The organism is Termitidicoccus mucosus (assembly GCF_038725785.1).
GTDB lineage: Bacteria > Verrucomicrobiota > Verrucomicrobiia > Opitutales > Opitutaceae > Termitidicoccus > Termitidicoccus mucosus.
In genome coordinates, this window is record NZ_CP109796.1 from 1,169,654 (window position 1) to 1,184,412 (window position 14,759).

Genomic DNA, 14,759 nt, shown 5'->3' on the forward strand with positions numbered 1-14,759 from the left:
TTCAAGGAAAACAAACTGACTCATATCCCGCCCGCCATCGCCGGAATGAAATCACTCCAAGGAATGTATTTTACCGATAATAAAATCACTGAAATTCCGCCCGAGGTGTTCACCCTTGCCGGGCTCCGTAAACTCGAAATCGCCGGAAACCAGCTTTCCGTGCTCCCCCGGGAAGTCGGCAATCTCACCAAGTTGATTCATTTCCGCCTGGACAAGAACAAGCTCACCTCTCTGCCCGATTCTATCAGCAATCTGAAAGAACTGCGTGTGGTTGATTTTTCCGACAACGACCTTGCTGAGATTCCGCAGGCTTTCGCCGAGGTTTCGATTCGTTATGAACTGCGTCTTCGCGGCAACAAAAAACTTCGTACCCTGCCTTATGGGAAAGGGTTCGCCTCAATGACCGCCGCCATCGATATCAAGGACACCGGCATCGATCCCGCCTCTCTCCCGCCGGAAATCCGTGCCCGCACCGAGGCCACGCGTCCGCCGGGTGCCTATGCCAAGGCTCTGGCTGAGCGCGGCGAAACGAAGAAAACGGCAAGAGATAAATAACATATTGCTCGCCGATTCTTCAACCAGACCAACCGCCACATCTCCATAATCATGACAAAATCCAGACTCCTCTTCGGCGTCTTTTCCGGCATCCTCGCATCGACCATCGCCTCGACGGCACTCTACGCCCAGGCCAACATCGGCGCCGGCGAAGGCCATGAGGAGGCCACCACACCCGCCGGACGCCGCACGCCCGACCCTGGCGTCACCGTGAGGCAGCTTACCGGCGGTCCGCGCAATCACTATTTCGGCTACATCGGCCAGTGCCGCACCATCCCATGGAACGATACCGGTCGCTACATCCTCTGCCTCGAGACACTCATCCAGGACCGTCTTCCCGAGGCCGGCGACCCCGCCGGTGTCTGCCTTTATGACACCACCACCGGCCAACTGCGCGTCGTTGACCAAACTCGCGGCTGGAATCCGCAGCAGGGCACGATGTTTTATTGGAATCCCGAGCATCCCGAGACGCAGTTTTTTTTCAACGATCGCGATGTGAAGACCGGCAAAATCTTCACCGTGCTCTATGACATCACCGCCGGGCTCGACGGCAAAGGAGGCCGCATCCGCGAATACTGTTTCGACGGCTGTCCCGTGGCCAATGGAGGCGTCGCACAAAATGGCCGATACTTTTTCGCCATCAACTACGCCCGTATGGCCCGCCTGCGCCCCGTCACCGGTTATAAGGGCGCGACCGACTGGACGGACGGCGTCGCCGCGCCTGAGGACGACGGCATCCATCGTGTCGATATCAACACCGGCGAACGCAAGCTCATCGTTTCCTTCGCCCGACTCCGCGAGGCCATCCGCCCCATGGACCCGAAGCGCATCGACACGCGTCACCTCTTTATCAACCACACCTTGGCCAACCGCAACAACGACCTCATCTACTTCTTCTGTCGCGCTGACTTCGAGACCGAGCCGCAGACGCGAATCAACGTTCCCTTCACCGTGCGTCAGGACGGCACGGGCCTTACCGCGCACAGCATTTTCATCGGCGGTCATCCCGACTGGGATTCCGGCGCATACATGATCGGTTCGAACAGCGACAAACAGGTCATCTACGACACTGCCACGAAGAAAATCATCGGTGACCTCGGCGGCAACGAACTCTACACTGACACCGAAGGCGACATATCCGTCTCGCCCAACGGCCGCTGGTTCGTCAACGGCGACCGCATTGGAAAATATAATTATTATATATTCCTCGACCGCAAGACCGGCCGCACTCTCAAGTCCCCCGGCGTTTACATGGCCGACTGGACCATCAAATGGGGCGCGCTCCGTCTTGACCCCGCACCCGCGTGGAATCGCGAGAGCAACGCCATTGTCGTCCCCGGTATCGCAGGGGACGACACCCGACAGATGTTCATGATTTCCCTGCCCGACTAAACCTGATATTTTATGTAATATTTGGAAACAATCCCCGACAAGATCGATCTCTCCGAGGCCACCACAACCATGTATCAGCATGAAGCATTTCTCATTATACACACTCATCTTCTCTGCGTTTTTTTCCCTCGCCTCCCACGCGCAGGGCATCTCCAGCAAACCGCTCAAAGACGCCGCCCTGCGCTCAGCAGATCCCGGCGTGGCGGTCCGCCAGATAACCCAAGGGCCCGCCAATCACTATTTCGGCTACATCGGCCAGTGCCGCACCATCCCATGGAACGATACCGGTCGCTACATCCTCTGCCTCGAAACACAATTCCAGGACCGCCTCCCCGACGCCGGTGATGCCGCCGGTGTTTGCCTCATCGATACGCGCGACTATAGTATTCGAGTTCTAGATGCCACTCGCGGCTGGAATCCGCAGCAGGGCACGATGTTTTATTGGAATCCCGAGCATCCCGAGACGCAGTTTTTTTTTAACGACCGCGATGTGAAGACCGGCAAAATCTTCACCGTGCTCTATGACATCACCGCCGGGCCCGACGGCAAAGGCGGCCGCATCCGCGAATACCGTTTCGACCACTGCGCCGTGGCCAACGGCGGCATCGCGCAAAACGGTGGCTACTTCCTCGCCATCAACTACGCCCGCATGGCCCGCCTGCGCCCCGTCACCGGCTATAACGGCGCGCACGACTGGACGGACGGCGTCGCCGCACCCGAGGATGATGGCATTTACCGCGTCGATATCGAGACCGGCGGACGCAGGCTTCTCGTTTCCTTTGCCCAGCTCCGCGAAAAACTCCGCCCGCTCGACCCGGAGCGCATCGACTCGCGCCACCTGTTCATCAACCACACCCTCAACAACCGCAACAATGACCTTGTCTATTTTTACTGCCGCGCCGATTTCGAAACTGAGAAACCCGGTTCGCGCATCAATGCCCCCTTCTCCATGCGTCCCGACGGTAGCGAGCTCATGTTGCATGAAACCTACATCGGAGGCCATCCCGACTGGGACATGGACGGCTGCATGATTGGCGCCATCAAGGACAGCCTCATCCGCTATGACGTGCGCGCTCGCAAGGTCGTCGCCGAACTCGGCGGACCCGGGCTGTTCATTTCACCTGGCGGCGACACCGCAGTCTCGCCTGACGGACGCTGGCTTGTGAACGGTTCGCGCATCAGTGAATACAATCATTATATGTTCCTGGATCGCAAAACCGGCCGCAGCTTCAAGTCCCCCGGCATCTGGCTTTCCGTGTGGTCCACCGGCAAGGCCGGTGCGCTCCGCCTCGACGCTTCGCCCGCATGGAATCGCGAGGGCAATGCAGTCGTCGTTCCCGGCATAGCGGAGGACGGCACCCGCCAGATGTTTCTCATCAGCCTGCCGGACTGATTCATATTATATAATCAGACACAATCACCTTTCCCATCATGAAAAATACCACCCCCTCAAACCATATAAAATTCGCTGCGATGCTTGCGCTCGCAGCCTCATCCGTGACCGCGCTGCTCGCCGACGGTCCGTTTCGCAATCGCGATAATCCTGCGCCCTATGATATTTCCGAAGGAGGCTATCCCGTTCCTTATCAAATGCCGCAAAAGGCCGAAATCATCGATCTGCTCGTCCGCGTCCGTGATTATCTCGATCAGGCCTGCGTCACCCGCGTCATCGATACCAGGACCGGCGACCAGATTCTTGATAAGAACACCATCATCAAGACCGCGGTCATGGAGCGTGGCGAGGCTGGCTCGCACAGCGTGTTTGATTACACCATGGGCGTCACCCATTCCGGCATGCTCCAGTGCGCCGAGGTCACCGGAGACAAAAAATTCCGCGACTTCACCGCACGCCACATGGCCTTCATCCACGACTGGCTGCCCTACTTCAAGGCACAGCACGACAAATTTGGAAAGCCCGTCCTCATCAAACAAAACGGATTCCGCAATATCATCGAACCCGATTCGCTCGACTCGTGCGGAGCGATGTGCGCCGCGCTTATCAAGGCCCGCATGGCTGGTGTCGATTCCGACTTGAAGGAGGTCATCGACCGCTGGAGCCACTACATCAGCAAGGAGCAAATGCGTCTCAAGGACGGCACCCTCGCGCGCAAGCGCCCGCAACCCGAGTCGCTCTGGAGCGACGATTTCTACATGAGCATTCCCGCCCTCGCGCAAATGGGTCGTATGACTGGTGACAAGTCCTGGTATGACGACGCGGCGAAACAAGTCGTGCAGATGTCCCGGCGCCTCTTCAACGAGAATACCGGCCTCTATGCCCACGGCTGGAATTCCAACCAGCCCGACAATCCCTGCTTCTACTGGAGCCGAGCCAACGGATGGGTCATGATGGCGACCATCGAGCTGCTCGACGTGCTACCCGAAACCCATCCGCAACGCGATGCCATTCTCGACTACCTGCGCAAACACATCTATGCGATCGCCACGCTTCAGTCCGGCACCGGCATGTGGCACCAGATGCTCGACAAGGCCGAAACCTTCGAGGAAACCTCCGGCACCGCGATGTTTGTATACAGCATTTACCGCGCGATAAACAAAGGGTGGATCAGCCCCGTGACCTACGGCTCGATCGCGCAGGCCGGCTGGATTGGCCTGAGCCAGAAGGTAAACCGCCGCGGCCAGCTTGAGGACACCTGCGTGGGCACGACCTTTGCCAGCGACAATGTATATTATTACAATCGACCCCGCAGTCCTTACGCCACCCACGCCTACGGCGCGTTTCTCCTTGCCGGGTCGGAAATGATAAGGGCGATGGAAAACCCGACCATCGACATCCAATACAAAACTCGCACCTATCATTACGTGCCGAAAAAGAAATAACGCCAAAACGGGCGCATCATTCCCGTCAAGCAGGGGCTTTGCAAGCGGAGCCCTTGCTTGGCGCTTCATCTTGTTATTTCCGCCCCATGCATTGCTTCGCTCCATATATTAAAGTCACGCTTCTCGCGGGCGGGTTGTCTCTGTTGTGTTCATGCGCACCCGCCGACGTCCCGTTCACAAACTCGCTCGGCATGAAAATGCTGCCCATCCCGGCAGGCTTGTTTGTCATGGGCGAGACAAACGATACACCGGCTGAGGCATTCACGCAGGGCACGCATCTTAAGCGCGGCGACTGGGACGAGCATCCTGCGCATCGGGTGACAATTTCCCATCCCTTTTATATTAGCGAGGTCGAGGTCACGACTGAGCAATTCAAAAAATTCCGCGGCACCTATACGGGCAATCCCGACACACAGCCTTATGCCTCCGGCGTGAGCTGGCACGATGCCGCCGCCTTCTGCCGCTGGCTCTCGAAGCGCGAAGACAAACCCTACCGCCTTCCCACCGAGGCTGAATGGGAATACGCCTGTCGGGCCGGTACAACCACGTTGTTTTCGTCAGGTAGCGAACCACCTTCGTCGGAAACCGCGAATGCTTGGGGCGTGAAGAACATGCATACTGGGGTGGGCGAATGGTGCCTCGACTGGCACGGCAAATATTCGTTCGACGCGCAGACCGACCCAGTCGGCCCGGCCTTCGGCGTCGCCCGCGTGATTCGTGGCGGCGGGCTCGACCGCGAGACCACATTCTACGCACGCTCTGCCAACCGTGCCGGCTTGCCCCCAGATTTTCCGCCCTGCCCGCTTGAGGAATTGCAAATCGCCAGCCGCGCAGCCAATGCCGGAAAACACCCCGCAAACTCCGGGGAGAATCCCGAGCGTCATTCATTCCGCAAAACACCCAACCGCCACGGTCAGGGCCGCACCGGCTTCCGCATCGTGCTTGCGCCCCCGCCGGAATCTGCGCCAAAGCCTGCCGTTACGCCGCTCACCTCGCGCGCCGTCGTGCAATCCGGCGCAAATGCCACCATCGCACCAGACCCAGCACGCCCGTATTTTAGAAAACGCCTCCTGCTCCCCACCCCGCCGGAAAATGTCCGTACTTCCGAACTTGTCACTTTCCGCGCGCTCGGCTGGCCGCGGGCATTTCTCCGCCACCAGCATAGCCCTGCACTCATCGCATGCGACAACGGTGATTTGCTCGCCGTGTTTTTTAGCGCCTCCGCCGAGCATGATCCGGAAGTTGCGCTCATGGGGCTGCGTCTGCGCTTCGGCGCTGATCAATGGGATCCTCCGGACCAGTTTCTCGATATCCCCGACGTAAACGACCACGCACCGATGCTTTGGAACGACACCGGGCGTCTCTGGTTTTTCTGGGGCTTCAACAACTACGCCGCGGGGTTCCCCTTCCAATGGATGATGTCCGACGACCACGGCGCAACGTGGGGCACGATCAACTTTCCGCGCCTCCCCGATCCGGTCGGCCCACATTCCGCGCAACCTGTCACCAACGCTTTCCGCGATCGCCACGGCGTCATCAATGTTGCCTGCGATGGCCATGGATCTGTGTCGTTGCTCTGGCGCAGCGCCGACAACGGCGTCACTTGGGCCGACCCCGGCGGACGCACCGGCGGGCGGCACACCGCGTTTGTCGAACTGCGCGACGGACGAATCCTCGGCATGGGTGGCAAGAGCTCCAACATCGAGGGCTATATGCCGCGCTCGCTTTCTTCCGATGGGGGAAAAACATGGGCCGTCTCCAAAACCCCCTTCCCCGCGCTCGGCAGCAACCAGCGGCCTTCGCTCATCCGCCTCGCCAGCGACCGCCTCCTCTTCGCCTGCGACCTGCAGAGCGACAAGGGCAAGGCGCCTGCCTCCATCGAGAAGCGAGGCGCGCTCGTCGCGCTCTCCGACGATGAAGGCGAAACATGGGCAACCCGCATTCTCCCTGGTGTGCAATTGCACGAGAGGCCCGAACGTGCGGCGGCGATGGGAGGCGGCACACTTGGCTACTCTGTCGCGCGCCAGGCGCCGAACGGCATGATACACCTTATCACTTCGATGAACCAACCGTGCCTGCACTTTGAGTTCAACGAAGCATGGATCCTGCAATACGATATCGCCGCGCCCGCTCCCGATGCGAAGTTGCTGTGTTCAACGGCGTCGCACGTTCCGGTGGTGAAGGAATACACCGAGACCGACGAAGTCGGCCGCGTGCGCCTGCGCTACTCAGGCGGCATCGCCGATGACGGACGCTTCCTCCTACATGGGAAATTCCAATCCTTCCACGCCGACGGCACACCCGAATTCGAGGCCAACTACGCGCTTGGAGCCCTCTCTGGGCGTCAATCCCTGGGTCTGCCCGGCGGCATCCTGTCATGGACTCGTGAATACAAACAGGATGGATCCATGGAGTGGACGAACTACTGGCCCGATGGCTCCATCCGCACTCGCTCGACTTGGCGCGATCTCGCGGCCGACGGTCCGGCGGTTTTGTACGACCGCGTCACGAAAAAAGAAATCTACCGCGTGGAATTCGAGCGCGGTCGAGTGAAGTCGAAGAAAGGAAGTCCCGGCGAAAACTAAGCCGGCGTCTCGCATATGAAAATAACATCCATGCTCCCGTTCCGTCGTGCCTCGCTCGCCGCCACGTCATCTGTCGCGCTGACGCTTCCAGCCGCCACCGCGCAACCCGCGGAGCCACCACCCAACATTGTCATCATCCTCGCCGATGACATGGGCTGGAACCAGACCGGCTTCAACGGCTCCACGTGGTATGAGACACCCAACCTCGACCGCCTCGCGCGCAGCGGCGCGGTTTATACGCAGGCGTATGCCGCCGCACCCATCTGCTCTCCGACCCGAGCGGCTCTCATGACCGGCAAATGGCCTGCTCGCCTGCATCTCACCAACTTCATCCCCGGCAGTTCCGGCAAAGGCCGTCCGCTCGTCACGCCCGAGATGCAGCAGGGCCTCCCGCTCCCCGAAGTCACCATCGCCGAGCGGTTGCGCGACCGGGGCTACATCACCGGCTTGTTTGGCAAGTGGCACCTCGCTCCGGATTATAATTACAAACCCGGCCGTCCGATGGATCCCGAGTCGCAGGGATTCGATGTCGTGTTTCATACCCGAAAGCCCAGTGCGAAAAATGCCGACAAACCCGATGCGCACAATGTCGCCGCTATCACCGACCATGCACTGGAATTCATGCGGGGCAACAAGGACCGTCCGTTTTTCTGCTACATCGCACACAACGTCGTTCACACGCCTCTGACCGAGCAACCCGCGCTTGTCGCTAAATACGCCAACAAACCCGGTGCGGTCCGCCCTGAAAATCATCCGGTCATGGCCGCGATGATTGAACGCATGGACGCGCATATCGGTCGCATCCTCGACGAGCTCGATAAACTCGATTTGACGCGACGCACCCTCATCGTCTTCGCATCCGACAATGGCAATGTCATGTCCCTGCAAAGCCAGACGCCGTTTCGCGGCGGCAAGGCGACCGTGTGGCAGGGCGGCCTGCGCGTTCCGGCCTGCGTGAGCTGGGCCGGAGTCATCCCTGCCGGCGCGCGTTTCGACACCCCCGTCATCACGCAGGATCTGTTCTTCACGCTCACCGAGGCCGCCGGGTGCGACACCTCCGATGTGCCGGCCGACGGCATGAGCCTGCTCGCGCAACTCCGCTCCGGCATGCCGCTCGCGGCGCGCCCGCTATTCTGGCATTTTCCACACTACCACAGCCTCGGAGAATATCATCCCGCCTCAGCCATCCGCGACGGAAACCACATGCTCATCGAATGGCACGAGGGCGCGCTGCTCGGCATCGGTCCGGCGGCGAGCCTTTTCGATTTGTCCGCCGACGAGGGACAAGAACGCGATATCGCCGCCGAAAACCAGGCCCTCGTCTTGAAATTGCGCGCGAAGCTCGCCCAGTGGCAACGCGATATAGACGCGCAGGAAATGACCGTCAGCCCGAAAGCTGCCGCCGTTCTTTCAAGCAACCCGAAAAAATAACATCACCATCATGCATTCATACCTGAAGAAAATATCCGCCACCCTGTTCTGCCTTTCGCTCTGCGCGATCCTCACCTTGCCGATCTCCGCCGACGCGTGGAATCATAATGTCACGGAACACGGTGCCATCGGCGACGGGAAAACCCTGGACACCGCCGCCATCCAGAAAACCATCGATGCCTGTCACGCCGCGGGCGGCGGCACGGTTTATTTTCCAACAGGGAAATTTCTTTCCGGCACCATCCATCTGAAAAGCAACGTGACGCTCCACCTTTCGCCAGGCGCGACAGTGCTCGGCAGCAGGGACATCGCGGATTATCCCCCGCAGGAAAGCCTCTACTTGGAAGGCATCATCGATATCGACGGGAAAAACCAAAAGGGCTATCCGATGCGTCATTTCATCTATGCTTGCGGCGCGGAAAACATCGGCATCGAGGGGCGTGGTTTCATTGATGGCAACGGCGACTCGTTCTTCAATAATGACATCACCATCGCCCACGCCCGCCCCACCCCCCTGATTGAATTGATAGACTGCCGCAACATCCGCATCACCGATGTTGCCATCCGCAACGCGCCCGGCTGGACACTGCATCCGAAAAACTGCGACGGTGTTTATATACGGGGCATCTCAATCATAAATAACCTGCGCGCCATCAACAGTGACGGCATCGACGTCGATTCCTCGCGCAACGTCATCATCTCCGACTGCCACATCGAGGCAGGCGACGACTGTATTGTGTTAAAGACAACCAAGATGGGTGACGTCACACCGCCGGTGGAGAATGTCGTCGTGACCAACTGCGTGCTGCAAAGCTCCGCCACCGCGCTCAAGCTCGGCACCGAAAGCTACGGCGACTATCGCCGTGTGCTTTTCTCGAACTGTGTGATTCATTCCGCCCGCACCGGCCTGGGCCTCATCTGCAAGGACGGCGGCACGATGGAAAACGTGCGCTTCGATAATATCACCCTTCTCACCAAGCGCAAATGGAGCAAGGGCTACGAGATTCCCATTATCATCGAGCTCAGCAAACGCGGCAAATCCTCGCCCGATGGCATCGTGCGCAACATCGCCTTCAGCGACATTACTATCGAGACCAATGGTCGCGTGATGGTGCACGCCATCGACGGCCTCGCACTGGAAGATATCTCTTTCTCTAACATTTCCTACCGCATTGGCGGCTTCGAAACATTCAATGAAGCACGCGGGCCATCGCCGGTGACAAATAAATCCTTCGGTGCCATCCCTTCGGCCTTCATTTTCAAGAATGTGAAGGGCCTGCGCATCGCGAACCTGAACGCCGTCTGGCCTTCCGTCGAAAATGCGCCCGCCCGCAGCCTGCTCTATTTCGACAATGTGGAAAACCCCCTCATCGAGTCCATCCACGGCGGCGCCTCCACACCAAGTGCGGAGGCCATCAGCAGGCGGTAATAACACCACAGGTTTCCCATGGATAGAATTTCGCCGGATTTCTATTATCTAGAACCAAAATCATAATGATTTGAGCAATCCTCACTCATGAATCCGATGCCTCGTAAATCCACTCACGTATGCGCACGAGGCATTGGGCGTCGCCGTAGCCGCCGGGTTTCGTGATGACGAGGCGCGCGCCCTCAGGACAGAGCATGCGTGCCGCAATCACGCCCGGCTCGATTTCCGCGCGAAGCTCCAGTGCCGTGCCGCCAAGGCGGCGGCAAAGCGCGCGGGCGGTCTCGCCTCCGGTGACGAAAAGAGTGCCGACCAACGCAATGCGTGCGACGGTCTCCACGATGTTCCCCATCGCGGCCAGGGCATCCTCTGGCAGCCCTGGATAATCCGCGCATAGCACGGTGGCCCGGCCCCGGGCCGCGAGGTCGGCGGCCAGCTCGCTTGCAAGCCCGAACGACTCCGGTGTCAACATGCGCAACGGCAGATCGAGCGCGCGCATCTGATGGTGGCTCGCCGGGTGTTTGCTGCCGCACACGAAAAGCGTGCCGCCGCACATGGGCGGCGGGGCGTTTTTGTTTTCAACCGTTGATGCGTTCGCGGCAGGACGCGCAAACTCCGCGACAACCGCGGCGAGCGCGCTGGAGCCGGTGAACAGGGGGGCGCCGTGCGCCTCGCGCGCGGCGGCGACAATTGCGCGGAGGTCGTCGATTGTCTCCGCGTCGCACGCAAACACCATGCGCCCCGCGGCCATTTTCTCACGCAGCCATCGCACGCGCACCCGCCCGCGAATCACGGCGAGCGGTAGCGTGACAGTGCCGCCCGGGCCGCCGCTCGCGGCGAGCAGGCGTATCAACTCGTTGTGCATGACAGGCCAGCCTGGATCATGACGAAACGGAGTCTGCGTGACGCGTATCCCGTTAACATGCAGAACTCCATCTACTACCACGCGTCCGACGAGCGGATTGGCGGGCGTGATGAACACCGGGCGCTCCGGCCATGTCTCACGCACGGCGGCGAGTTCCGCGCCGACAGGGCCGCGCATGGTGGAATCGATTTTTTTGAAAACAAGATTCGCTCCGATCCGTCGAATTTCGCCGGCTCGCGCCGCCAGCACCGAGAGCGCAGTGGCGGGCGGGAGGTTGCGCGTCTCGGTGGAAATCACCACTGACGCGCCCGCCGGGACGGCGACGGATTCGTCAAGCGGAATGGAGGGACTCCAACCGTGGCGCATGAAGGTCGCGGCGGTTTCCATCGCACCGCTGAGGTCGTCGGCAAGAATCGTGTGAGACATGGACGCAGGACAGACGATGGTGCGGCGGAATTTTTGCGAACGAGAAATCGCGCGAGTGCCATCCGTTCACACGGTCTTAATGGCGGAGCCGGTGACAGCAAGGCGATTGGCGACCATCGTCGCCGCGAGGTTGAGCGCACAAAGCAGGCTGCGTGGATCGCCGATGCCCTTGCCCGCGTTTTCAAAGTCGGTGCCGTGCTCGACCGATGTGCGGATGATAGGCAGACCGAGCGTGATATTCACGCCCTGCCAGATGCCGAGCATCTTCGCGGCAACGTGGCCTTGATCGTGATACATCGCGATGGCGCAATCGAACTGGCCTTGCAATGTGCGAAAAAACACCGTGTCGCCGGCATACGGCCCGCTCACACGGATGCCGAGCGCGCGCGCCTGCTCGATGGCGGGGGTGATGTGCCTGATTTCCTCATCTCCGAACAGCCCTCCCTCGCCCGCGTGCGGGTTAAGGCCGGCGACGGCGATGTGCGGGTCCTCGACGCCCAGCTCGCGCATGCCGTCACGTGCGAGTTGTATCACGGAGACAATGCGATCCGCCCGGACACGCTTGATGGCCTCTGTGAGCGAGACATGCGTGCTCACGTGGCACACCCGGAGCTTTCCGGTGGCAAGCATCATGGTGACTTTCGGGTTTCCGCAAAGCGCGGCAAGCAGCTCAGTGTGCCCATCGTAGTGGTGCCCGGCGGCATGGAGCGCAGCTTTATTGATGGCCGAGGTCACGATGGCCTGCATGTCGCCGGACTTGGCAAGTTCGACAGCGCGACAGATGTATTCATACGCCGCATGCCCGCCGGTGGGACTGGCTTTGCGACGTTCAAACCCGTGACGCGGGACATTGTTGAGATCGATGACCGGTATCACTTCGGGATCGTCGAGCACGGCGGACGGAGAGGATATTTTCCTGATCTCGGGATGAAGGCAGACAATGGCGGCGGCCTCAACAAGCATGCGAGCATCACCCACCACAACGGGACGGCAGACAGCGCGCAATTCGGGGTGGGTTAGCGCCTTGATGATAAGTTCCGGACCGGTACCGGCCGGGTCGCCCATAGTGACGGCGAGAATGGGTTTGGCGGAGCGTTTCATGAGACCGGAAGATGGAGCCTGACAAGGCGCTGGCGAAGCTCGAAGCGTTCCGTGTCGGTCGTGGTGAGGAGCGGCGGAAGCATGTCTGGCGAGCAGAGCCCGAGCAGACTGGCGCAGCCTTTGAGCGCGGAAATTTGTGCGGGAAGCTTGCGTCCTTCCTGATAGACCTTGCTGACGGCTGCCACACGATCCTGCGCAACGGCAAGCGCGGATGGCACGACAGCGGACGAGAGAGAAAGGTCCACGAGCTGGCGGCACGCGGCAGGATCAAGGTTGCCGGCGCTGGGCACGTTGCCATCGGCCCCGGCTGCAAGCGAGCGCGCGGAGTGAGCCATCGCACCGCAGAAAACGGTGAAATCCGCACGATCCTTATGCATGGCAGCAAGTAGAGCCTGTCGCTCCGCGTCACCTTCGGAATCCTTGATTCCCATCACAAGCGGATGCGTGCTGAGCCGCCCGATCACATCGAGCGGAATCGAGATGCCTGTGGTCAGCGGCATGTTGTAAATAAAAAACGGGCCATCGACCGCATCGATGAGTTTTAGATAATACGCCTCGATTTCGGCCGTGTTGATGATGAAGCACGGCGGCGGGTGTGCGACCACCGCGACCGCACCGGAGCGCAGGCTTGCGCGGCCTAGCTCCACCGCGTCGTCAAATGCCGTAGCTCCGATGCCAGCGTAAACCATGCCATGTCCTGCGATGTGTTCCACGACGGCCTCAATCTGGGCAATGCGGTGCGCGAGTGCGAGCAAGGGGCCTTCACTGTTGGTGCCTCCGACCAGGAGTCCCTGGCAGCCACCGCCGATGATGTGATCCGCGACGCGAAATGTCGCCGTCAGGTCGGGTTTGCCGGAAGGCGTAAGCGGGCTTATCATCGGCACGATGACATGGCCGCGCAGAGCGGCGCGGATGCGGCCTTTTTCAAGAATGGCCATGGATGCTGCGGGCATGCGGTACGAGGATCCTGTTTTTGTAATTAAAATTTCAATACGCGTCGCGGTAGATCCCGAGCGCGTCAGTGGCGGTGAGCTCGCGGGGATTGTTTTTCAAAAGGCGCGTGACCTTCATCGCCTCTTGCGCGAGGCGGGGCAGGTCTGACTCGGGAACGCCGACGTCGCGAAGGCGCTGGGGAATGCCGCAGGCACGAGAGAGAGCCACGAGCCACGCCAGGCCGGCGGCAGCGGTGGCGGACACCGTGGCGGTTGGCGCGCAGCCGAGCGCAAGCGCGATGTCGGCGTAGCGCGCGGGCATCGCGGTGAGGTTGAAACGAAAAACGTGCGGCATGAGCAACGAGTTGGCCATGCCGTGCGCGATGCGGTATTCTCCGCCGAGCGGATAGGAGAGCGCGTGAACGGCGGCAGTGTTGACCGGGCCGAGGCAGAGCCCGCCGTAAAGCGCGCCGAGCATCACGTCGGCACGGGCGTCGCGATCGGCGCCATCGCGCACTGCGCGCTCAATGGAGCGGCCGATGCGCCGGATGCCCTCGAGCGCGTAAACATCCACGGCGGGGTGCGCGTGCTTGTTGGCGTAGGCCTCCATGCAATGCACCAGCGCGTCGATGCCGGTCGCGGCAGTGACGGCGGGCGGCACGGTGAGCGTAAGGTCGGGATCACAGACCGCGAGATCGGGAACGAGATGCGGACTCACTGCGCCTTTTTTCAGACGCTCGGCCTCGTCGAGCAGAATGGCGTTGGGCGACACCTCCGCTCCTGTGCCCGCGGTGGTCGGAATGCAGATCAGATGCGTGGCGCGTTTTTTCAAGAAGCCGATGCCGAACACTTCGCGCACGTCCTGCACGCCGTCGAGCAGAGCGGCGGTGAGCTTGGCCACGTCGAGCGGGCTGCCGCCGCCGAGGCCGATCACCACATCGGGGCGAAACACACGTGCGACGGCGAGCACAGTCTCAAACAACGCGATCTCCGGCTCGCGATCCACCAGCGGCGCAATTTCGAGCGCGAGGCCGGAGGCACGCCACGCGTCGCACAACGAGGCCACAGCGGACGATGCAACCACGGGAGTACTGGTGACGACAAACGCGCGACGGAGGCCGGCGGCAGCAAGTTCGCCGGGGATGGATTGCGCGCTACCGCAGCCGAAGAGGAGGCGATGGGGTTGTTGGAGAATAACGGTGTCCATG

At 60.6% G+C, this 14,759-nt stretch carries 11 protein-coding genes; 7 read left to right on the top strand and 4 right to left on the bottom strand.

All coding sequences use genetic code 11. The features are described from left to right. Window positions 1-45: 45 nt before the first annotated feature. From OH491_RS03965 to OH491_RS03995, 7 genes are all read left to right on the top strand, one after another. Window positions 46-555 carry a leucine-rich repeat domain-containing protein gene (locus OH491_RS03965; protein ID WP_334319114.1) on the top strand — a complete coding sequence of 170 codons (510 nt, stop codon included), beginning with the start codon at window positions 46-48 and terminating at the stop codon, window positions 553-555. A gap of 51 nt (window positions 556-606) precedes the next feature. Next, a complete protein-coding gene (locus OH491_RS03970) occupies window positions 607-1,947 on the top strand; it encodes a hypothetical protein (protein ID WP_068769232.1) in 1,341 nt (446 codons plus the stop codon). A 79-nt stretch (window positions 1,948-2,026) separates the two neighbouring features. After that, on the top strand, window positions 2,027-3,340 hold the full coding sequence (locus tag OH491_RS03975; protein WP_068769231.1) for a hypothetical protein: 1,314 nt from the start codon (window positions 2,027-2,029) through the stop codon (window positions 3,338-3,340). Between the two features lie 38 nt (window positions 3,341-3,378). Next, window positions 3,379-4,785, top strand: a complete 1,407-nt coding sequence (locus OH491_RS03980; RefSeq protein ID WP_084441912.1) for a glycoside hydrolase family 88/105 protein — start codon at window positions 3,379-3,381, stop codon at window positions 4,783-4,785. 191 nt (window positions 4,786-4,976) lie between these two features. Further along, window positions 4,977-7,370: an SUMF1/EgtB/PvdO family nonheme iron enzyme gene (locus OH491_RS03985; protein ID WP_334319113.1), complete on the top strand. Its 2,394-nt coding sequence runs from the start codon at window positions 4,977-4,979 to the stop codon at window positions 7,368-7,370. Window positions 7,371-7,400: 30 nt separating this feature from the next. Further along, window positions 7,401-8,801, top strand: coding sequence for a sulfatase (locus OH491_RS03990; RefSeq protein WP_334319112.1), 1,401 nt, complete (start codon window positions 7,401-7,403; stop codon window positions 8,799-8,801). 10 nt (window positions 8,802-8,811) lie between these two features. Next, window positions 8,812-10,230 (top strand): glycoside hydrolase family 28 protein, encoded by a 1,419-nt coding sequence (locus tag OH491_RS03995; protein WP_068769228.1) that lies wholly within the window; start codon window positions 8,812-8,814, stop codon window positions 10,228-10,230. 85 nt (window positions 10,231-10,315) lie between these two features. Here the strand turns inward: OH491_RS03995 and OH491_RS04000 are convergent, their stop codons facing one another. The 4 genes from OH491_RS04000 to OH491_RS04015 form a co-directional block, all read right to left on the bottom strand. Further along, the gene (locus OH491_RS04000) at window positions 10,316-11,518 is read right to left on the bottom strand and encodes a four-carbon acid sugar kinase family protein (RefSeq protein WP_068769227.1); all 1,203 of its coding nucleotides are present in this window, start codon (window positions 11,516-11,518) and stop codon (window positions 10,316-10,318) included. A 66-nt stretch (window positions 11,519-11,584) separates the two neighbouring features. Then, the gene (gene pdxA, locus OH491_RS04005; RefSeq protein ID WP_068769226.1) at window positions 11,585-12,619 is read right to left on the bottom strand and encodes a 4-hydroxythreonine-4-phosphate dehydrogenase PdxA; all 1,035 of its coding nucleotides are present in this window, start codon (window positions 12,617-12,619) and stop codon (window positions 11,585-11,587) included. Then, window positions 12,616-13,557 carry a dihydrodipicolinate synthase family protein gene (locus OH491_RS04010; RefSeq protein ID WP_334319111.1) on the bottom strand — a complete coding sequence of 314 codons (942 nt, stop codon included), beginning with the start codon at window positions 13,555-13,557 and terminating at the stop codon, window positions 12,616-12,618. Before OH491_RS04010 ends, pdxA begins: the two co-directional genes overlap by 4 nt. A 49-nt stretch (window positions 13,558-13,606) precedes the next feature. Next, window positions 13,607-14,758: an iron-containing alcohol dehydrogenase gene (locus tag OH491_RS04015; protein WP_068769809.1), complete on the bottom strand. Its 1,152-nt coding sequence runs from the start codon at window positions 14,756-14,758 to the stop codon at window positions 13,607-13,609. Window position 14,759: the final 1 nt, after the last annotated feature.